Source organism: Pseudomonas sp. NY15374 (genome assembly GCF_048068255.1).
In the GTDB taxonomy this organism is placed as follows: Bacteria; Pseudomonadota; Gammaproteobacteria; order Pseudomonadales; family Pseudomonadaceae; genus Aquipseudomonas; species Aquipseudomonas machongensis.
In genome coordinates, this window is sequence record NZ_JBLUPZ010000002.1 from 478,426 (window position 1) to 497,433 (window position 19,008).

The 19,008-nt window shown below is 63.1% G+C and carries 19 protein-coding genes; 15 read left to right on the forward strand and 4 right to left on the reverse strand.

Features of this window, described 5'->3' with window-relative positions; translation table 11 throughout:
- Positions 1 to 48: 48 nt before the first annotated feature.
- From minC to ACNFHO_RS06540, 7 genes are all read left to right on the forward strand, one after another.
- Entirely contained in the window at positions 49 to 807 is a 759-nt protein-coding gene (gene minC / locus ACNFHO_RS06510; protein WP_063545803.1) for a septum site-determining protein MinC, read from the forward strand.
- Positions 808 to 902: 95 nt separating this feature from the next.
- Positions 903 to 1,715, forward strand: a complete 813-nt coding sequence (gene minD, locus ACNFHO_RS06515) for a septum site-determining protein MinD (RefSeq protein ID WP_054893840.1) — start codon at positions 903 to 905, stop codon at positions 1,713 to 1,715.
- A gap of 3 nt (positions 1,716 to 1,718) precedes the next feature.
- A complete protein-coding gene (minE, locus tag ACNFHO_RS06520) occupies positions 1,719 to 1,973 on the forward strand; it encodes a cell division topological specificity factor MinE (RefSeq protein ID WP_003252572.1) in 255 nt (84 codons plus the stop codon).
- 145 nt (positions 1,974 to 2,118) lie between these two features.
- Positions 2,119 to 2,754 (forward strand): RluA family pseudouridine synthase, encoded by a 636-nt coding sequence (locus tag ACNFHO_RS06525; RefSeq protein ID WP_112898943.1) that lies wholly within the window; start codon positions 2,119 to 2,121, stop codon positions 2,752 to 2,754.
- A 151-nt stretch (positions 2,755 to 2,905) separates the two neighbouring features.
- The gene (locus ACNFHO_RS06530) at positions 2,906 to 4,195 is read left to right on the forward strand and encodes a M18 family aminopeptidase (protein ID WP_054895571.1); all 1,290 of its coding nucleotides are present in this window, start codon (positions 2,906 to 2,908) and stop codon (positions 4,193 to 4,195) included.
- A gap of 139 nt (positions 4,196 to 4,334) precedes the next feature.
- Positions 4,335 to 4,499: a hypothetical protein gene (locus tag ACNFHO_RS06535; RefSeq protein ID WP_172964816.1), complete on the forward strand. Its 165-nt coding sequence runs from the start codon at positions 4,335 to 4,337 to the stop codon at positions 4,497 to 4,499.
- Between the two features lie 48 nt (positions 4,500 to 4,547).
- Positions 4,548 to 6,701, forward strand: a complete 2,154-nt coding sequence (locus ACNFHO_RS06540) for a mechanosensitive ion channel family protein (protein WP_416765691.1) — start codon at positions 4,548 to 4,550, stop codon at positions 6,699 to 6,701.
- A 30-nt stretch (positions 6,702 to 6,731) separates the two neighbouring features.
- On the opposite strand, the gene ACNFHO_RS06545 is transcribed toward ACNFHO_RS06540, so the two are convergent.
- A complete protein-coding gene (locus ACNFHO_RS06545) occupies positions 6,732 to 7,445 on the reverse strand; it encodes a UTRA domain-containing protein (protein WP_065862169.1) in 714 nt (237 codons plus the stop codon).
- 346 nt (positions 7,446 to 7,791) lie between these two features.
- Between ACNFHO_RS06545 and ACNFHO_RS06550 the strand changes: the two genes are divergently transcribed.
- The 6 genes from ACNFHO_RS06550 to ACNFHO_RS06575 all read left to right on the forward strand — a co-directional run bounded on the left by ACNFHO_RS06550 (position 7,792) and on the right by ACNFHO_RS06575 (position 13,094).
- On the forward strand, positions 7,792 to 8,856 hold the full coding sequence (locus ACNFHO_RS06550; protein ID WP_416765693.1) for an ABC transporter substrate-binding protein: 1,065 nt from the start codon (positions 7,792 to 7,794) through the stop codon (positions 8,854 to 8,856).
- Between the two features lie 155 nt (positions 8,857 to 9,011).
- Positions 9,012 to 9,818 (forward strand): alkaline phosphatase family protein, encoded by an 807-nt coding sequence (locus tag ACNFHO_RS06555; protein ID WP_125931639.1) that lies wholly within the window; start codon positions 9,012 to 9,014, stop codon positions 9,816 to 9,818.
- Positions 9,815 to 10,654: an ABC transporter permease gene (locus tag ACNFHO_RS06560; protein WP_416765695.1), complete on the forward strand. Its 840-nt coding sequence runs from the start codon at positions 9,815 to 9,817 to the stop codon at positions 10,652 to 10,654. Before ACNFHO_RS06555 ends, ACNFHO_RS06560 begins: the two co-directional genes overlap by 4 nt.
- The gene (locus tag ACNFHO_RS06565) at positions 10,644 to 11,438 is read left to right on the forward strand and encodes an ABC transporter permease (protein WP_054895577.1); all 795 of its coding nucleotides are present in this window, start codon (positions 10,644 to 10,646) and stop codon (positions 11,436 to 11,438) included. Before ACNFHO_RS06560 ends, ACNFHO_RS06565 begins: the two co-directional genes overlap by 11 nt.
- Positions 11,438 to 12,427, forward strand: coding sequence for an ABC transporter ATP-binding protein (locus ACNFHO_RS06570; RefSeq protein WP_063545808.1), 990 nt, complete (start codon positions 11,438 to 11,440; stop codon positions 12,425 to 12,427). Before ACNFHO_RS06565 ends, ACNFHO_RS06570 begins: the two co-directional genes overlap by 1 nt.
- Before the next feature lie 13 nt (positions 12,428 to 12,440).
- Positions 12,441 to 13,094, forward strand: coding sequence for an HAD family hydrolase (locus ACNFHO_RS06575; RefSeq protein WP_112898948.1), 654 nt, complete (start codon positions 12,441 to 12,443; stop codon positions 13,092 to 13,094).
- Between the two features lie 51 nt (positions 13,095 to 13,145).
- On the opposite strand, the gene ACNFHO_RS06580 is transcribed toward ACNFHO_RS06575, so the two are convergent.
- Positions 13,146 to 14,108 (reverse strand): NAD(P)H-quinone oxidoreductase, encoded by a 963-nt coding sequence (locus ACNFHO_RS06580; protein WP_063545810.1) that lies wholly within the window; start codon positions 14,106 to 14,108, stop codon positions 13,146 to 13,148.
- A 141-nt stretch (positions 14,109 to 14,249) separates the two neighbouring features.
- On the opposite strand from ACNFHO_RS06580, the gene ACNFHO_RS06585 reads away from it, so the two are divergent.
- Together ACNFHO_RS06585 and ACNFHO_RS06590 are read left to right on the forward strand one after the other, a co-directional pair.
- Positions 14,250 to 16,331: a carboxy terminal-processing peptidase gene (locus ACNFHO_RS06585; RefSeq protein WP_172964815.1), complete on the forward strand. Its 2,082-nt coding sequence runs from the start codon at positions 14,250 to 14,252 to the stop codon at positions 16,329 to 16,331.
- Positions 16,332 to 16,451: 120 nt separating this feature from the next.
- Positions 16,452 to 18,206 carry a bifunctional diguanylate cyclase/phosphodiesterase gene (locus ACNFHO_RS06590; RefSeq protein WP_416765698.1) on the forward strand — a complete coding sequence of 585 codons (1,755 nt, stop codon included), beginning with the start codon at positions 16,452 to 16,454 and terminating at the stop codon, positions 18,204 to 18,206.
- A 2-nt stretch (positions 18,207 to 18,208) separates the two neighbouring features.
- Here the strand turns inward: ACNFHO_RS06590 and ACNFHO_RS06595 are convergent, their stop codons facing one another.
- Positions 18,209 to 18,586: a hypothetical protein gene (locus ACNFHO_RS06595; protein ID WP_054890902.1), complete on the reverse strand. Its 378-nt coding sequence runs from the start codon at positions 18,584 to 18,586 to the stop codon at positions 18,209 to 18,211.
- Complete coding sequence (locus tag ACNFHO_RS06600) at positions 18,583 to 18,942, reverse strand: helix-turn-helix domain-containing protein (protein WP_063545812.1); 360 nt, start codon at positions 18,940 to 18,942, stop codon at positions 18,583 to 18,585. The genes ACNFHO_RS06595 and ACNFHO_RS06600 overlap by 4 nt, the downstream gene beginning before the upstream one ends.
- Positions 18,943 to 19,008: the final 66 nt, after the last annotated feature.

Consider the following 19,008-nt stretch of genomic DNA (forward strand, 5'->3'; position numbering starts at 1 on the left):
CGGTCTTATCGTTATAAGTCAGGGCACTTTTTTCGCAACAAGCCGTCTATGCAGACCATGAGCCTCAACCAGACACCCGACTCCGCCACCGTGTTCCAGCTCAAGGGCAGCATGCTCGCCATCACTGTGCTGGAACTGGCGCGCAACGACCTCGAAGCCCTCGACCGCCAATTGGCGGCGAAAGTAGCGCAGGCCCCCAATTTCTTCAGCAACACACCGCTGGTGCTGGCCCTGGACAAACTGCCGCCGGACGAAGGCGCCATCGACCTGCCCGGGCTGATGCGCATCTGCCGTCACCATGGCCTGCGCACCCTGGCGATCCGCGCCAGCCGGATCGAGGACATCGCCGCAGCGATTGCCATCGACCTGCCGGTCCTGCCGCCCTCCGGCGCCCGCGAACGGCCGCTGGAACCTGAGCCTGAAGTGAAGAAAGTCGAGCCCGCTCCGGCGCCCGCTGTGGCCGCCGAACCCGAGGTTCGCCCGACCCGCATCATCACCAGCCCTGTACGTGGCGGCCAGCAGATCTATGCTCAGGGCGGCGACTTGATCGTGACCGCCTCGGTGAGCCCGGGTGCGGAACTTCTCGCCGATGGCAATATCCATGTGTACGGCGCCATGCGTGGCCGCGCACTGGCTGGTATCAAGGGCAACACCCGAGCCAGGATCTTCTGTCAGCAGATGACGGCCGAAATGGTCTCCATCGCCGGTCAGTACAAGGTCTGCGAAGACCTGCGCCGCGACCCGCTGTGGGGTTCGGGCGTGCAGGTGAGCCTGGTCGGCGACGTGTTGAACATCACCCGTCTTTAACGGATACTGCCGCCATTTTAAGAGCAACTTTTCCACCGTTGCCTTTTTTGCATTTGCTGGGACTTCGGGTCCCGTTTATTTAGGGGTGAAACACCTTGGCCAAGATTCTCGTGGTTACTTCCGGCAAGGGGGGGGTGGGCAAGACCACCACCAGCGCCGCCATCGGTACCGGCCTCGCATTGCGCGGCCACAAGACTGTGATCGTCGACTTCGACGTCGGCCTGCGTAACCTCGACCTGATCATGGGCTGCGAACGCCGCGTGGTGTACGACTTCGTCAACGTGGTCAACGGCGAAGCCAACCTGCAGCAGGCCCTGATCAAGGACAAGCGCCTTGAAAACCTGTTCGTGCTGGCCGCCAGCCAGACCCGCGACAAGGACGCCCTGACGCAAGAAGGCGTTGAAAAGGTCCTGATGGAGCTCAAGGAGCAGTTCGACTACGTCATCTGCGACTCCCCGGCTGGTATCGAGAAAGGCGCGCACCTGGCGATGTACTTCGCCGACGAAGCCATCGTCGTGACCAACCCGGAAGTCTCCTCGGTACGTGACTCCGACCGCATGCTGGGCATTCTGTCGAGCAAATCGCGCCGCTCCGAGAACGGCGAAGAGCCGATCAAGGAACACCTGCTGATCACCCGCTACCACCCCGAGCGCGTGGAAAAGGGCGAAATGCTCAGCATCGCCGACGTCGAAGAGATCCTCGCGATCAAGCTCAAGGGCGTGATTCCCGAGTCGCAAGCGGTCCTCAAGGCATCCAACCAGGGTATCCCGGTCATCCTCGACGACCAGAGCGACGCCGGCCAGGCCTACAGCGATACCGTCGACCGCCTGCTGGGTAAAGAGAAGCCTCTGCGCTTCATCGAAGTGCCGAAGCAAGGATTCTTCGCGCGCCTGTTTGGAGGCAAATAAACCATGAACCTTTTTGACTTCTTTCGTGGCAGACAGAAACAGACCAGTGCGTCGGTAGCGAAAGAGCGTCTACAGATCATCGTGGCGCATGAGCGCGGCCAGCGCAGCGAACCGGACTACCTGCCGGCGCTGCAGAAAGAACTGCTCGAAGTGATCCGCAAGTATGTGAACATCGGCAACGATGACGTGCATATCGAGTTGGAAAACCAGGGCAGCTGCTCGATTCTGGAACTGAACATCACCTTGCCGGATCGCTGATAGAATCCCCTGTCACACCGCGATCCCCTGTGGGAGCGGGCTTGCCCGCGAAAAGGCCGGTACTGGCGCCATCACCCTGGCACTTGTACCGGCCTTCTTCGCGGGCAAGCCCGCTCCCACAGTGCTTTACAGAGAACCGTTGAACATGCCGCTGTCGAACATCCAGATCCTCTTCGAAGACGCCGCCATCCTGGTGATCAACAAACCGACCCTGCTGCTGTCGGTGCCAGGCCGTGCCGAGGACAACAAGGACTGCCTGATCACCCGCCTGCAGGAAAACGGCTACCCCGACGCGCTGATCGTCCATCGCCTGGACTGGGAAACCTCCGGGATCATTCTCCTGGCCCGCGATGCCGACAGTCACCGCGAGCTGTCGCGCCAGTTCCACGACCGCGAGACGGAGAAAGCCTATACCGCACTGTGCTGGGGCCAGCCGACGCTCGACAGTGGCAGTATCGACTTGCCGCTGCGCTACGACCCGCCCACCAAGCCACGCCATGTGGTCGACCATGAGCAGGGCAAGCATGCCCTGACCTTCTGGCGCGTACTGGAACGCAGTGGCGATCATTGCAGGGTTGAACTGACGCCCATCACCGGACGCTCGCACCAGTTGCGCGTACACATGCTGTCGATCGGGCACCCGCTGCTGGGCGACCGGCTGTATGCCAACCCCGAGGCATTGGCGGCCCATGAACGGCTGTGCCTGCATGCATCGATGCTGAGCTTTACTCACCCGGTGTCTGGGCAGCGGTTGAAGTTCGAGTGCCCGGCGCCGTTCTAGATTTTTGTGGCTGCACCGGCCCTTTCGCGGGTAAACCCGCTCCCACAGGGGTCACCACCAACCCTGTAGGAGCGGGTTTACCCGCGAAAGGGTCGACACAATTTGTCGAGCAAGTACGCTAAACTCGCGCCACTGCTGTCTGGAGTGAGCTATGCGCGAAGCACTGAATACCGGCCTGATCGATTTCCTCAAGGCCTCCCCGACGCCCTTCCACGCCACCGCCAGCCTGGCCAAGCGCCTCGAAGCCGCCGGTTACCAGCGTCTGGACGAGCGTGACAGCTGGGCCACCGTGCCCGGCGGGCGCTACTACGTCACCCGTAACGACTCTTCGATCATCGCCATTCGCCTGGGCAAGCATTCGCCCTTGATTGGCGGCATCCGTATGGTCGGCGCACACACCGACAGCCCGTGCCTGCGGGTCAAGCCACAGCCCGAACTGCAGCGCCAGGGTTTCCTGCAACTGGGCGTCGAAGTCTATGGCGGTGCCCTGCTCGCCCCTTGGTTCGACCGCGACCTGTCGCTGGCCGGACGCGTCACCTTCCGCCGCGATGGCAAGGTCGAAAGCCAACTGGTCGACTTCAAGCTGCCGATCGCCATCATTCCCAACCTGGCCATCCACCTCAACCGTACCGCCAACGAGGGCTGGCCGATCAACCCGCAGAACGAGCTGCCGCCTATCCTGGCCCAGGTCGCCGGCGACGAGCGTGTCGACTTCCGAGCCCTGCTCACCGAGCAACTGGCCCGCGAGCACGGCCTGATCGCCGACGTGGTGCTGGACTATGAGCTGAGTTTCTACGACACCCAGAGCGCTGCGGTCATCGGCCTGCATGGCGACTTCATCGCCGGTGCGCGCCTGGACAACCTGCTGTCGTGCTATGCCGGGCTGCAGGCGCTACTGGCCGCCGAGAGCGACGAAACCTGCGTGCTGGTATGCACCGATCACGAAGAGGTCGGCTCCTGCTCGGCGTGCGGCGCCGACGGACCGATGCTCGAGCAGACCCTGCAACGTCTGCTGCCCGATGGCGACGAATACGTGCGCACCATCCAGCGCTCGTTGCTGGTGTCGGCCGACAACGCCCACGGCGTGCACCCCAACTACGCCGACAAGCATGACGGCAATCATGGGCCCAAGCTCAACTCCGGCCCGGTGATCAAGGTCAACAACAACCAGCGCTACGCCACCAACAGCGAAACCGCCGGCTATTTCCGCCACCTGTGCATGGCCGAGGAAGTGCCTGTACAAAGCTTCGTGGTGCGCAGCGACATGGGCTGCGGCTCGACTATCGGCCCGATCACCGCCAGCCACCTGGGCGTGCGTACCGTCGACATCGGCCTGCCGACCTTCGCCATGCACTCGATCCGCGAGCTGTGCGGCAGCCAGGACCTGGCGCACCTGGTGAAGGTGCTTACGGCGTTCTATCGCAGTCGCGAACTGCCTTGATATCAGGTAGGCCTTTTCGCGGGTAAGCCCGCTCCTACAGGTGCATCACCGTTCCTGCAAGAGCGGGCTTACCCGCGAATTCCCGCCCCTCAACGCGCTATGCTTCAAGCATGCCCCCGACAACAGAAGGACTCTGTTCATGTCACCCTTCCTCTCCCTGTTCGTGCCGGTGTTCCTTTTCCTGATGCTGCTGACCATCGGTTTCAGCCTGCGCGAGCGCAATGCCGGCGTGCTGATGATGTGGATCGGCACCCTCGGCATCTTTGGCATCATGTGCTGGAAGATCCTCGAGAAACTCGCCTGAGAAATCCTCTACACTCCGGCAATCGATCGACCTGAGGTAGATTTTCCGGTGCCCGCCTTTCTCCGTTGCCTGACCCTGCTGCTCTTCCTGTTCATCGCTCCGGTGCAAGCCGCTGGCCTGCCCGGCTTGCTGGGTAGCAGCACGCCTGCCCAACCCCAGGCCACCGAGCCGCTGGACAAGTCCCTGGACGAAGTGATCAAGAGCCTCGAAAACGACCAGCAACGGACCAAGTTGCTGGCCGACCTGAAGAAACTGCGCGATGCCAGCAAACAGTCGCAACCCACGGTGGAACAGGGCGTACTGGGGCTGATCGGCAACGCCATGCACGACCTGGAAAAGCAGTTCAGCGGCGATGCCAGCCCCTTCGTGCGTTGGTCGCAGGAAATCGACCAGGCCCAGAACGAGCTGGCAGCATTGGTCGTTCCGGTGCACCAGTGGCCAGCGATCCTGTTCGGCTTCGCTGCGGTCATTGCCGTGTGGAGCCTGTTGGCCTACGCCTTCAACTGGATCGGCCATCGGGTACGGATCCGCTTCGGGCTGACCGAGGAACTGCCCCAACACCCACGGACCTGGGACCTGGTGCGATTCGCCCTGCGCAAGCTCGGGCCCTGGCTGGTGGCGTTGGTATTCACCGTGTACCTGAGCTTCGCCCTGCCACCGTCGCTGGGCAAATCCCTGGCCATGGTCCTGGCCTATGCGCTGGTGGTCGGCACCTGTTTTTCGGCGATCTGCGTGATCGCCTTCTCTCTGCTCGACGGCCCGCATCGCCACCGTGCCCTGCATATCCTGCGACACCAGGCGTTTCGTCCGTTATGGCTGATCGGCAGCTTCGCCGCCTTCGGTGAAGCGATGAGCGATCCACGCCTGACCACTGCGCTGGGCACACACCTGGCCCATGCAATAGCGACCGTGACCAACGTGCTGGCGGCCCTGTGCACCGGCCTGTTCATCCTGCGTTTCAGGCGGCCGATTGCGCACCTGATCCGCAATCAGCCCCTGTCGCGGCGCCTGACCCGGCGCACACTCAGCGACACCATCGAGCTGCTTGGCAGTTTCTGGTTCGTCCCGGCCTTGATCCTTGTGGCGATCTCGCTGTTCGCCACCTTCGTCTCTGCCGGCGACACCAGCACCGCCCTGCGTCAGTCACTGATGTGCACCGTGCTGGTGGTGGTGTGCATGGTGCTCAACGGCCTGGTGCGCCGCCACGCCGCCAAACCTCGGCGCGCCAACAAACGTCAGGCGGTGTATACCGAACGCCTGAAGAACTTTGGCTACGCCTTGGTCCACCTGTGCATCTGGCTGCTGTTCATCGAGTTGGGCCTGCGCGTGTGGGGGCTTTCGATGATCGGTTTTGCCGAGGGCGAAGGCCATGATGTCAGCGTGCGCCTGCTGGGCCTGGCAGGCACCCTGATCGCCGCCTGGCTGGTGTGGATCCTGGCCGACACCGCCGTGCACCACGCACTGGTGCGTTCGCGCCGAGGCCTGGCCAACGCCCGTGCGCAGACCATGATGCCGCTGATCCGCAACGTACTGTTCGTGGCGATCTTCATCATCGCGGTGATCGTCGCCCTGGCCAACATGGGCATGAACGTCACACCGCTGCTGGCCGGTGCCGGTGTCATCGGCCTGGCCATCGGCTTCGGTGCGCAATCGCTGGTGGCCGATCTGATCACCGGGTTGTTCATCATCATCGAGGACAGCCTGGCCATCGACGACTATGTCGACGTCGGCGGCCACCTGGGCACGGTCGAGGGCCTGACCATTCGCACCGTGCGCCTGCGCGACATCGACGGCATCGTGCACACCATCCCGTTCAGCGAGATCAAGAGCATTAAGAACTACTCGCGTGAATTCGGCTATGCGATCTTCCGAATCGCCATCCCGCACAACATGAGCATCGACAAGGCGATCAGCCTGATTCGCGAAGTGGGGCAGAAGCTGCGCAATGATCCGCTGATGCGCCGCAACATCTGGTCGCCGCTGGAACTGCAGGGAGTCGAGAGTTTCGAGTCGGGCTCGGCGATCCTGCGGGCACGCTTCAAGACCGCGCCGATCAAGCAGTGGGAGGTGTCACGGGCCTTCAACCTGGCGTTGAAGCGCCAGCTCGACGAAGCCGGGCTGGACCTGGCTACGCCGCGGTTGTCGGTGCAGGTGGTGACGGCTGGGGGTGGGGTGATGGCTGAGTCTGGCGCCACTAGCTAGGCCCCTTTAACTGGCACGTTGCGAACGGCCCTACCCCGCCTGCGCCTGGATACGAATCGCATCGTGCCGCCAATACTCCAGGTCGCAGTCGATCAGGTGCCCATGCTGGTCACTGTTGACCCGGGTGATGTGCAACCCCGGACTACCCGCCGACACCCTAAGCGCCATGGCCGCCGCCACCGGCAACGCAGTCGGCAGGATCTCGAAACACACCTGCCCGTAGCGGATGCCATATTCGCGGGCATAGATCTCGGTCAGCGACTGTGCCAGGTCCAGCGCCAGGATCCCCGGGAAGTAGCGTGGATTGAGGTAGTGCTCGGCATACAACACGCCGCGCCCATCGATGCGCCGCAAACGGCAGATCTGCACCACGCTCGACAACGCCGGTAGCCGCAGGCGCGCACAGATCGCCGCCGACGCCGGCAGCAAGCGCGCCGCCAGCAGCTCCGTGCTCGGCACCCGTCCCTGGTCGCGCACCATCGCATGGAAGTGGCTGCGCTCGATCAGGTCGTAGGTCAGGCGTTCGGGGGCGACGAACCAGCCGCGCCGCTCTTCGCGGTAGATCAAGCCCTGGGCCTCGAGCTGCACCAGTGCCTCACGCAAGGTGATCCGGGTAGTGTCGAATACCTCGCTCAGCTTGCGCTCGGCCGGCAGCTTGCCGCCCGGCATCAGCAGGCCATGTTCGATCTGTTCCTGCAGCGCATGGCAGATGGCTGTTACCGCCCGCGGTGGGGTCGATTGCATCAAAGGTTACCTATCTGGACTAGTCCAGTCCCATAACAGGGCAACTGGAGAATAGAGCAAGCCTAGGCACAGCTGATGAAGATCCTGTGACAAAGCCCTTGCACCGCGATTGCCAGAATCGGGCCAAGCCCCGCGAATAAAGGGCCGGGTTCTGGTCTACGCTTTGTTTTCAGGACTCTAGCCCCCCCTTTGGCGGGCCCGTCCTACATCAAACTGTCATGCAACAGGCCTACCTTGGCTCAAGGTTTGCTGACCTAGACCAAAGGTTCTCGGCAAGGTCTGCACCGCAGCATTCACAACAGCGCTCATAACAACGATTGCAAGGCACCCACCAAAGGAGCTTCGGATGAAAAAGTTCTTCATGGCGTCACTGCTGGGCTCGGCCATCGCCCTGTGCACCACGGCCATGGCCGCCGATACCGACCTCAAGGCCCTGGAAGACGCCGCCCGCAAGGAAGGCACGGTGAACAGCGTGGGCATGCCGGATGCCTGGGCAAACTGGAAAGGCACCTGGGATGACCTGTCCAGGAAGTACGGCCTCAAGCACAGCGACACCGACATGAGCTCGGCCCAGGAGATCGCCAAGTTCGACGCTGAAAAAGACAACGCCAGTGCCGACATCGGTGACGTCGGCGCCGCCTTCGGCCCGATCGCCGTGACCAAGGGCGTGACCCAGCCGTACAAGCCGAGCACTTGGGACCAAGTGCCGGAGTGGGCCAAGGACAAGGACGGTCACTGGGCGCTGGCCTATACCGGCACCATCGCCTTCATCATCAACAAGGACCTGGTCAAGGAAGACGAACGCCCGAAAACCTGGCACGACCTGGAAAAAGGCAAGTACAAGGTCGCCATCGGTGACGTCGGCACCGCAGCTCAAGCCGCCAACGGCGTGCTGGCCGCCGCCATCGCCTACAAGGGCGACGAAAGCAATATCGAGCCGGGCTTGCAGCTGTTCACCAAACTGGCCCAGCAGAAGCGCCTGTCGCTGGCCAACCCGACCATCCAGACCCTCGAGAAAGGTGAAGTGGAAGTCGGCGTGGTCTGGGACTTCAACGGCCTGAGCTACCGCGAACAGATCGATCCGAAGCGTTTCGAAGTGCTGATCCCGTCCGACGGTTCGGTGATTTCCGGCTACACCACCATCATCAACAAGTACGCCAAGCACCCGAACGCCGCCAAGCTTGCCCGCGAATACATCTTCAGCGACGCCGGCCAGACCAACCTGGCCATCGGTCACGCCCGCCCGATCCGCGCCGAGCACCTGAAGCTGCCCGCCGATGTCCAGGCCAAGCTGCTGCCCAACGAGCAGTACCAGGCCGCCCAGCCGATCAAGAACGCCGACGCCTGGGAAAAGACCTCCAAGGCCCTGCCGCAGAAGTGGCAGGAGCAGGTGATCATCGAGATGGAGTGACGGCGGGGTTTTCCAGCGCCTGACACGGCCCTTACGCGGGTAAGCCCGCTCCCACAGGTGCAGCACAAGCTTCCGGGCCTGCGCGATACCTGTGGGAGCGGGTTTACCCGCGAAAAGGACGACGCGGTACCGACCCATTCCTCTGCGGAGCCAACATGCAACACAACGTCATCCTGGTCCTGCTCGACGGCCTCAACCACCAGGTCGCACACCACGCCATGGGCCATCTGCATGCCTACGTCGAGGCCGACCGCGCCGCACTGTACCGCGTGGAATGCGAACTGCCGTCACTGTCACGCCCGCTGTACGAGTGCATCCTCACCGGCGTCGCGCCGATCGACAGCGGTATCGTGCACAACAACGTCAATCGCCTGTCCAATCAGCGCAGCGTCTTCCACTACGCCCGCGAAGCCGGGCTGGGCACTGCAGCTGCGGCCTATCACTGGATGAGCGAACTGTACAACCGCTCGCCCTTCGATCCGATCCGCGACCGCCATACCCACGCGCCCAAGCTGCCGATCCAGCACGGGCTGTTCTACTACGCCGATCACTACCCCGATTCGCACCTGCTGGCCGACGCCGAGTACCTGCGCCGCCGTCATGCCCCGAACTTCCTGCTGGTGCACCCGATGAACATCGACGATGCCGGCCACCGCCACGGCCTGGACAGCAGCCAGTACCGAAACGCCGCACGCAGCGCCGACATCCTGCTGGCCGACTACCTGCCACTGTGGCTCGAAGAGGGCTATCAGGTACTGGTCACCGCCGACCACGGCATGAACAACGACCGCTCGCACAATGGCCTGCTGGCCGAGGAGCGCGAGGTGCCGCTGTTCGTCTTCGGCGACGCCTTCAGCCTCGACCCCGCCGCCAAGCCCCTGCAGACCGAGCTGTGCGGCACGATCTGCGAACTGCTCGGCGCGGCCCACGATAAACCGGTCTGCCGGGAGTTGCTCAAGTGAATTCCAGCCACCGCGGCCGCCACCTGGCCCTGCTCTGCCTGCTGCCCTTCGCCATCTTCTTCATCATCTTCCAGATCGCCCCGCTGGTCTGGGTCGCCATCGCCAGCCTGCAAAGTGAAAGTGGCTGGGGCCTGGACAACTTCAGCAAGATCTTCGCCTCGAAGTTCTATCTGCAGGCCATCGAACGCAGCCTCGAGATCAGCTTCTGGTCGAGCCTGTTCGGCATCGTCATCGCCACCCTCGGCGCCTATTCGCTGCGCCAGGTCGATTCGCGCCTGCGCGACTTCGTCAGCGCCTTCGCCAACATGACCAGCAACTTCGCCGGCGTGCCACTGGCCTTCGCCTTCATCATCCTGCTGGGCTTCAACGGCGCACTGACCCTGGCGCTCAAGGAGATCGGCCTGCTCGGCGACTTCAGCATCTACTCCAAGACCGGCCTGATCATCGTCTACACCTACTTCCAGATTCCGCTGGGCGTGCTGCTGCTCTACCCGGCCTTCGACGCCCTGCGCGAGGACTGGCGCGAATCCGCCGCGTTGCTCGGTGCCAGCCACTGGCAGTTCTGGCGGCACATCGGCCTGCCGGTGCTGACGCCGGCACTGCTGGGCACCTTCGTCATCCTGCTGGCCAACGCCCTGGGCGCCTACGCCACCGTCTATGCCCTGACCACCGGCAACTTCAACGTGCTGCCAATCCGTATCGCCGCCCTGGTGGCCGGCGACATCACCCTCGACCCGAACCTGGGCAGCGCGCTGGCCATGGTGCTGGTGGGGCTGATGACCCTGGTGACGGTGATCCATCAATGGCTGCTGAAAAGGAGCTACCATGCGCGCTGAATCACACAAGGGCGGCTGGTACCACCGCGCCGTGGTGTACCTGCTGTTCCTGATCCTGCTGTTGCCCCTGGCCGGCACCCTGCTCTACTCGCTGGCTACCAGCTGGTCGGCGAGCCTGCTGCCCAGCGGCCTGACCCTCAAGTGGTACGTGCAACTGTGGAGCGAGCCGCGATTTCTCGCCGCCTTCGGCCAGTCGTTGATCGTCTGCGTGGGAGCGTTGGTACTGTCGGTGGTGCTGATCCTGCCGCTGCTGTTCGTGGTGCATTACCACTTCCCCAAGCTCGACGCGCTGATGAACATTCTCATCCTGCTGCCCTTCGCGGTGCCGCCGGTGGTGTCTTCGGTGGGGCTGCTGCAGTTGTACGGCAGCGGGCCGATGGCCATGGTCGGGACGCCGTGGATCCTGATCGGCTGCTATTTCACCATCGCTCTGCCCTTCATGTACCGGGCGATCACCAACAACCTGCAGGCGATCAATCTGCGCGACCTGATGGACGCCGCGCAACTACTCGGCGCCAGCACCTGGCAAGCCGCCCTTCTGGTGGTGCTGCCCAATCTGCGCAAGGGCCTGATGGTGGCGTTGCTGCTGTCGTTTTCCTTCCTGTTCGGCGAATTCGTGTTCGCCAACCTGCTGGTCGGCACCCGCTACGAAACCCTGCAGGTCTACCTGAACAACATGCGCAACAGCAGCGGCCACTTCAACAGCGCGCTGGTGATCTCCTATTTCGCCTTCGTGCTGGTACTGACCTGGGTCGCCAACCGCCTGAACAAGGATAAATCCTGATGAGCTTCGTCAGTGTCCAGAAACTGCAAAAGAGCTACGCCGGCAGCCCGGTCTTCGAGAACATCGACTGCAACATCGAACGCGGCGAGTTCGTCACCCTGCTCGGCCCGTCGGGGTGCGGCAAGTCCACCCTGCTGCGCTGCATCGCCGGCCTGACACCTGTCGACAGCGGCCGCATCCTGCTCGACGGCCAGGACATCGTGCCACTCAGCCCGCAGAAGCGCGGGATCGGCATGGTGTTCCAGAGCTATGCGCTGTTCCCCAACATGACCGTTGAACAGAACGTCGCCTTTGGCCTGCGCATGCAGAAGGTCAAGGCCGAGGAGAGCCAGGCGCGTGTGCACGAGGCATTGGAGCTGGTGGAGCTGGGCAGTTTTGCCGGACGCTATCCGCACCAGCTGTCGGGCGGTCAGTGCCAGCGCGTGGCGCTGGCCCGTTCGCTGGTCACCCGCCCGCGCCTGCTGCTGCTCGACGAGCCGCTGTCGGCGCTGGATGCGCGTATCCGTAAACACCTGCGCGAGCAAATCCGCGCGATCCAGCGCGAGCTGGGGCTGACCACTATCTTCGTCACTCACGACCAGGAAGAGGCGCTGACCATGTCGGACCGCATCGTCCTGATGAACCAGGGGCGCATCGTCCAGAGCGGCGACGCCGAAACCCTCTACACCGCACCTGTCGACCTGTTCGCCGCCGGTTTCATCGGCAACTACAACCTGCTCGACGCCGACAGCGCCAGCCGCCTGCTGCAGCGCCCGGTCAGCGCACGCCTGGCGATCCGTCCCGAGTCCATCAGCCTGGGCCTGGACGGTGAACTGGACGGCCAGATCCGCAGTCACAGCCTGCTCGGCAACGTGATCCGCTACCGTGTCGAGTCGCGCGGCGTGGAGGTGGTGGTGGACGTGCTCAATCGCTCGTCTGCCGATCTGTATGCCGACGGGCAGCGCGTGTCGCTGTCGATCGACCCCACCGCGCTGCGGGAAGTGGCTTAAGGAGATTCAAGCAATGGCACTGGCGATTTTCGATCTGGACGAAACCCTGATCCACGGTGACTGCGCGTCGCTGTGGAGCGAACAGATGGCCCGGCTGGGCTGGGTGGACGGCAAGGAATTCCTGCGTCGCGACCATGAACTGATGGAGGCGTACGGCAAGGGTCACCTGCAGATGGAGGACTACATGGCGTTCAGCCTGGAGCCCATCGCCGGGCGCACGCTGGAGGAGGTCGAGCATCTGGTCGAGCCCTGGGTGGAGGATGTGATCGAGCCGATCATCTATGGCGATGCCTGTCGCTGCATCGCCGAACACCGCAACAAGGGCGATCGCATCCTGATCATCTCCGCCTCCGGCACGCATCTTGTCGGACCGATCGCCGCACGCCTGGGCGTCGACGAATACCTGGCCATCGAGTTGGAGGCGATCAACGGCGTGTACACCGGCAAGACCCACGGCGTGCTGACCTACCGCGAGGGCAAGATCACTCGCTTGCTGGAATGGCTGGATCAGGAGCAGGAGAACCTGGAGGGCGCGAGCTTCTATTCCGACTCACGGAACGACCTGCCGCTGTTACTGAAGGTCGACCATCCGTATGCGGTGAATCCAGACCCGGTGCTGCGCGAGCATGCCCAGACCAATGGCTGGCCTGTGTTGAGCTGGTCCTGAGATCCATTGCCCCTGTTCCGGCCTCTTCACCCGTGAAGAGGCCGGGTCTGCTTACGCCAGGTCAGGGTCGATCACCATCACCAGCTTGCCCGATACCTGGTTGCTCTCAAGCTCCGCATACGCCGCCTGGGCGAACTCCACCGGATAGGTATCGACCAACTGTGGCGACAACCGCCCTTCGGCGAACAGCGGCCACACCTGCTGCTGCAGGTCGCGCAGCAACTCGGCCTTGAAGCCATCGTCACGATTGCGCAGGGTGGAACCTGTGATCTCCAGGCGCTTGCCCAGCACCAGCGCCAGGTCCACTTCGAACTTGCGCCCGCCCATCAGGCCGATGATCACCCAGCGGCCGTCGCGGGCCAGCAGCTCCAGGTTGAGCGGGCCATAGCTCGCGCCTACCGGGTCGAGGATCACATCGAACGGCCCGAACCCCTTGAGCGCGTCGAGGTTCTCGTTACGCACCACACCTCCTGCGGCACCCAGTGCCTTGCAGTAGTCCAGGCGCTCCTGGGAGCCGACGCTGACCCATACCGGGCAACCAAACGCCTTGCCCAACTGGATGGCCGCAGAGCCCACACCACTGGCACCGGCGTGCACCAGTACCTTCTCACCCGCCTTGGCCGCCCCGAGCTGGAAGATGTTCAGCCAGGCCGTGGCGTACACCTCAGGCAGCGCGGCCGCTTCGTGCAGGCTCAGGCCCTCGGGCACCGGCAGCACATGGCGGGCATCCACGATCACTTCTTCGGCCATGGCGCCACTGGCCAGCAGCGCACAGACCCGATCGCCCACGCGCCAATCTGCCCCCGCACCCACCTCCTCGATCACCCCGGCGCACTCCAGCCCCATGTAAGGGCTTGCGCCGGGTGGCGGCGGGTACAAACCCTTCATCTGCAACAGGTCGGCGCGGTTCAACCCGGCCGCAGCCACTCGAATGCGTACCTGCCCCGCGTCGCAAACCGGACGTTCGGCTTCGACCCAGGCTACATGTCCGTCAACGCCTTGCAATGCCTTCACAGTGCCTCCATAGTTGAGTCATGACTGAGCCCGGGATCGCCATGTCCCGGGTTTTTTGCAGTATTCAGCCGGTTTCATGGAACCGGCGTACGGAAAAGACGGCCTACTATGCGTGATCAATTGCCCCCACGTCGAATCAGCATGAAGCATTTCCTCCCCAGCACCGCCCTCGCCCTCATGGTCGGCCTCGGCAGCCTCACGCTCGGTGGCAATGCGGCCGCCGCCAACAAATGGGACAGCCTGCAGCCGGACCGCGACGAGATCGTCGCCAGCCTCAACGTGGTAGAGCTGCTCAAGCGCCATCACTACAGCAAGCCTCCGTTGGACGATGCCCGCTCGGTCATCATCTATGACAGCTACATCAAACTGCTCGATCCATCACGCAGCTATTTCATGGCCAGTGACATCGCCGAATTCGACAAGTGGAAGACGCAGTTCGACGACTTCCTCAAGAGCGGCAACCTCGACCCTGGCTTCACCATCTACAAGCGCTACCTGGACCGCGTGAAATCGCGCCTGGACTTCGCCCTGGCCGAACTGAACAAGGGCGTCGACAAGATCGACTTCACCGTCAAGGAAGACCTGCTGGTCGACCGTAAGGACGCTCCGTGGCTGAAGAACGAGGCCGAGCTCGACGACCTGTGGCGCAAGCGCGTCAAAGATGAAGTGCTGCGCCAGAAACTGGCCGGCAAGGATCCCAAGCAGATCCAGGAAACGCTCACCAAGCGCTACAAGAACCAGTTGGCGCGGCTGGACCAGACCCGTGCCGAAGACATCTTCCAGGCCTACATCAACACCTTCGCCCAGTCCTACGATCCGCACACCAACTACCTGTCGCCAGACAACGCCGAAAACTTCGACATCAACATGAGCCTGTCGCTCGAAGGCATCGGCGCGGTGCTGCAGAGCGACAACGACCAGGTCAAGATCGTGCGCCTGGTACCGGCCGGCCCTGCGGCCAAGACCAAGCAGGTCGCCCCTGCCGACAAGATCATCGGTGTTGCCCAGGGCAACAAGGAAATGGTCGACGTGGTCGGCTGGCGCCTGGACGAAGTGGTCAAGCTGATCCGTGGCCCGAAAGGCTCGGTGGTGCGTCTTGAAATCATCCCCGCGAGCAACGCACCGAACGACCAGACTACCAAGATCGTTTCGATCACCCGCGAGGCGGTCAAGCTCGAGGAGCAGGCGGCGAAGAAATCGGTGCTCAAGCTCAAGCAGGACGGTCGTGACTACAAGCTCGGCATCATCGAGATCCCGGCCTTCTACCTCGACTTCAAGGCCTACCGTGCTGGCGATCCGGACTACAAGAGCACCACGCGCGACGTGAAGAAACTGCTCACCGAACTGCAGAAGGAGAAGGTCGACGGCGTGGTCATCGACCTGCGCAACAACGGCGGCGGCTCGCTGCAGGAAGCCACCGAACTGACCAGCCTGTTCATCGAGAAAGGCCCGACCGTGCTGGTACGCAACAGCGACGGCCGCGTCGACGTACTCGAGGACGAGAACCCCGGCGCCTTCTACAAGGGCCCGCTGGCACTGCTGGTCAACCGCCTCTCGGCCTCGGCTTCGGAGATCTTCGCCGGCGCCATGCAGGACTACCACCGCGCGCTCATCATCGGTGGCCAGACCTTCGGCAAGGGCACCGTGCAGACCATCCAGCCACTGAACCATGGCGAGCTGAAGCTCACCCTGGCCAAGTTCTACCGAGTCTCCGGCCAGAGCACCCAGCACCAGGGCGTACTGCCGGACATCGACTACCCGTCGATCATCGACACCAAGGAAATCGGCGAGAGCGCCCTGCCCGAAGCCATGCCATGGGACACCATCCGCCCGGTGGTCAAACCGGCAGCCGATCCGTTCAAGCCATTCCTGGCCCAGCTCAAGGCGCAGCATGAAGCCCGTAGCGTCAAGGATGCCGAGTTCACCTACATCCGCGACCGCCTGGCGCTGACCCAGCGCCTGATGAACGAGAAGACCGTCAGCCTCAACGAGCAGGATCGCCGTACCCGCCACGACGAAATCGAGGCCAAGCAACTGGCGCTGGAGAACACCCGACGCAAGGCCAAGGGCGAAGAGCCGCTCAAGGAACTGAAGAAGGTCGACGAAGACGCCCTGCCCGAGGAGAAGGACGACGCCAAGCCAGAAGATGATGCGTACCTAGCCGAAACCGGTCGCATCCTGCTCGACTACCTGCGCCTGAGCTCGCAGGTGGCTAAGAAATAAGCGACTCGATAAGGTGATGGCAGATTAATGTGACCTGTCATCAAACAGTCATCGCACTGTCGTGAAATAGAAGGGCCGGACGCCAAAACGTCCGGCCTTTTCATTTTCAGGAAGCAGTCCATGACCGTCACCGAACAGCTCAGTGCCTTGAGCGCCATCCTGGCTCAACGCAGCATTCACAGCCTGTTCCAACCGATCATCTGCCTTTCCGAGCGACGCATCCTCGGCTATGAGGCGCTCAGCCGCGGACCGTCCAACAGCCCTCTGCATTCACCCCTGAACCTGTTCGCCATCGCCCGCCAGGCGGGGCGCCTGAGCGAGCTGGAAGTGCTGTGCCGGGAGAACGCATGCCGACGCTTCAGCGAGCAGGGGCTCGAAGGCAAGCTGTTCCTCAATGTCTCGCCCGAGTCGCTGCTGGAGCCGCACTATCCTTCCGGGCGTACCCTGAAAATGCTCGAGCAGGTCGGTCTGCAACCCAGCCGTGTGGTGATCGAGCTGACCGAGCAAACCCCCACCGACGACTTCCAATTGCTGTCCAACGCCTTGCATCACTATCGGGACATGGGCTTTTCCATCGCACTGGACGACCTGGGTGCCGGTTACTCGAGCTTGCGCCTGTGGTCGGAGCTGCGTCCGAACTACGTGAAGATCGACCGACACTTCATCGACGGCATCCATCAGGATCCGCTCAAACGCGAATTCGTTGGTTCCATCCTGCAGATCGCCCGCGCCTCGAAGGCCCAGGTGATTGCCGAGGGCATCGAGCTGGGCGAGGAGCTGACCGTACTGGCCGACATGGGCGTCGACCTGTTGCAAGGCTACCTGCTCGGCCGCCCTCAGGAATTCCCCCCGCGCGAGGGCCTGAATCTGCTGCCCCCGGCGCACGGCAGTGCACTGATGATCAACGAGGAAGGAAGCGACCTCGCCGCACTGCTGATCGAGCAGCCTGCGGTCGCGCTGGACACCCCGACCCAGCAGGTGCTGGAAGCGTTTCGCCGCCAGGCCAATCTCAACTCCCTGGCCGTGCTCGATGCCCAGGGCCACCCCTGCGGTATCGTCCATCGGCATTCGTTGTCCGACGTTCTGCTCCAGCCGTTCGGCACCGACCTGTTCGCCCGCAAGCCGATCAGCCGACTGATGAACGAAGACTTCCTCGCAGTCGAGCGCAGCCAGTCGCTGCAGCAGGTCAGCCGCCTGCTCACAAGCCGCGCACGGCAGCGCATCGAGGAAGATTTCATCATCACCCACGGTGGTCGCTACCAGGGCCTGGGTCGAGTGATCGATGTGCTCAAGTTGATCACCGAGCAGAAGATCCAGCAGGCCCGCTACGCCAACCCGTTGACCCTGCTGCCAGGCAACGTTCCAATCCGCCAGTGCCTGACCCGCCTGCTGGAGCAACAGCGTGCAGCGGCGGTGTGCTACGTCGACATCGACAGCTTCAAGCCCTTCAACGATATCTATGGCTATGCCCGCGGCGACGAGGTGTTGTTGTGCCTGGCCCAGTGTCTGAACGACAGCGTCGATCCGCGCCGCGACTTCGTCGGGCATATCGGCGGTGATGATTTCATGCTGGTCTTGGGGTCGGTCGATTGGCGCGAGCGCCTGCACCAGCTGATCGATGATTTTCTACGCGAATGTCGACGTTTCTATCGCAGCGAGCACCTGGAGGCCGGTTGCTTCATCGCCCACAACCGCCAAGGGCAGCGGGAGACCTTCCCGTTGCTGTCGCTGTCGATCGGCGTGGTTTTGCTGCGACCGGAATGCTGTGCCAGTCTGGATGCGGCGCAGTTGGCCGATCTCGCTTCGCAGGCAAAGCGCCAGGCCAAGGATACAGCCGGGCCCAGTCTGAGCCTGATCGATACCGGGGTGCTGTAGCCCTACCCTGCCGTCACTTCTTCGGGGTAAGCGAACTCGAACACCCGCACCACTTCGGATGCATGCCACGACGCCGCCTCCATGCCATCGACCGGCCCGGAAAACCGCCCGAGGCGCTCGACACACTCGAAGAAGCCGGTACGCGGCAGGCGGCTGGCCCCCTGGCTGATCACCAGCGAACTGCGCAGCGGCTGCTCGGCGCGCGCGTCGAGCAGCGCCAGGTACTCCAGGGCGGCGGTCAGGGTTTGCATGGCGGGGGTGGGCAGCTCCAGGCGCTCGAGCAGCGCCCTGTAGGTGAGCAGGTGGCGTTGACGGCGGGCCAGGTCGAGCTCGTCCAGCAGGCGCTGCCATTGCTGACGACTGATCCTGACCTGGCTCATGATGGCTCGCTCCAGCCGGCGATTCCCAGGTGCCACGCCAGGCTACGCTGGATCGCCGCATCAGGCACACGCTCGCCCGACTCGATCATGGCCAGGTACGAGGGGCTGATGCCGACGCTGCGGGCCAGTTGCTCGGGGGCCAGGCCCTTGGCCTGACGCAACTGCGCCAGCTCACCCAGGGCGGGCAAGCTGGCGCTTTGCTCGATGACTTCGCCACGGCCTTCAGTGACTGCAGCCTGAGGTTCGTCGCTATTGGCTGGCGCCTGCCCGGCTGCCGCGAGCAGCGCCTGGTACTGGGCCCAGGGAACAACTGCATACTCGGGCTGACCGTCCCGACTGATGACCTGAATACCCATACAACCCCCTCACTGCATGTAATCCGTCGGCATAATGCTTATGCCAATTATATGACCAAGTGCAGG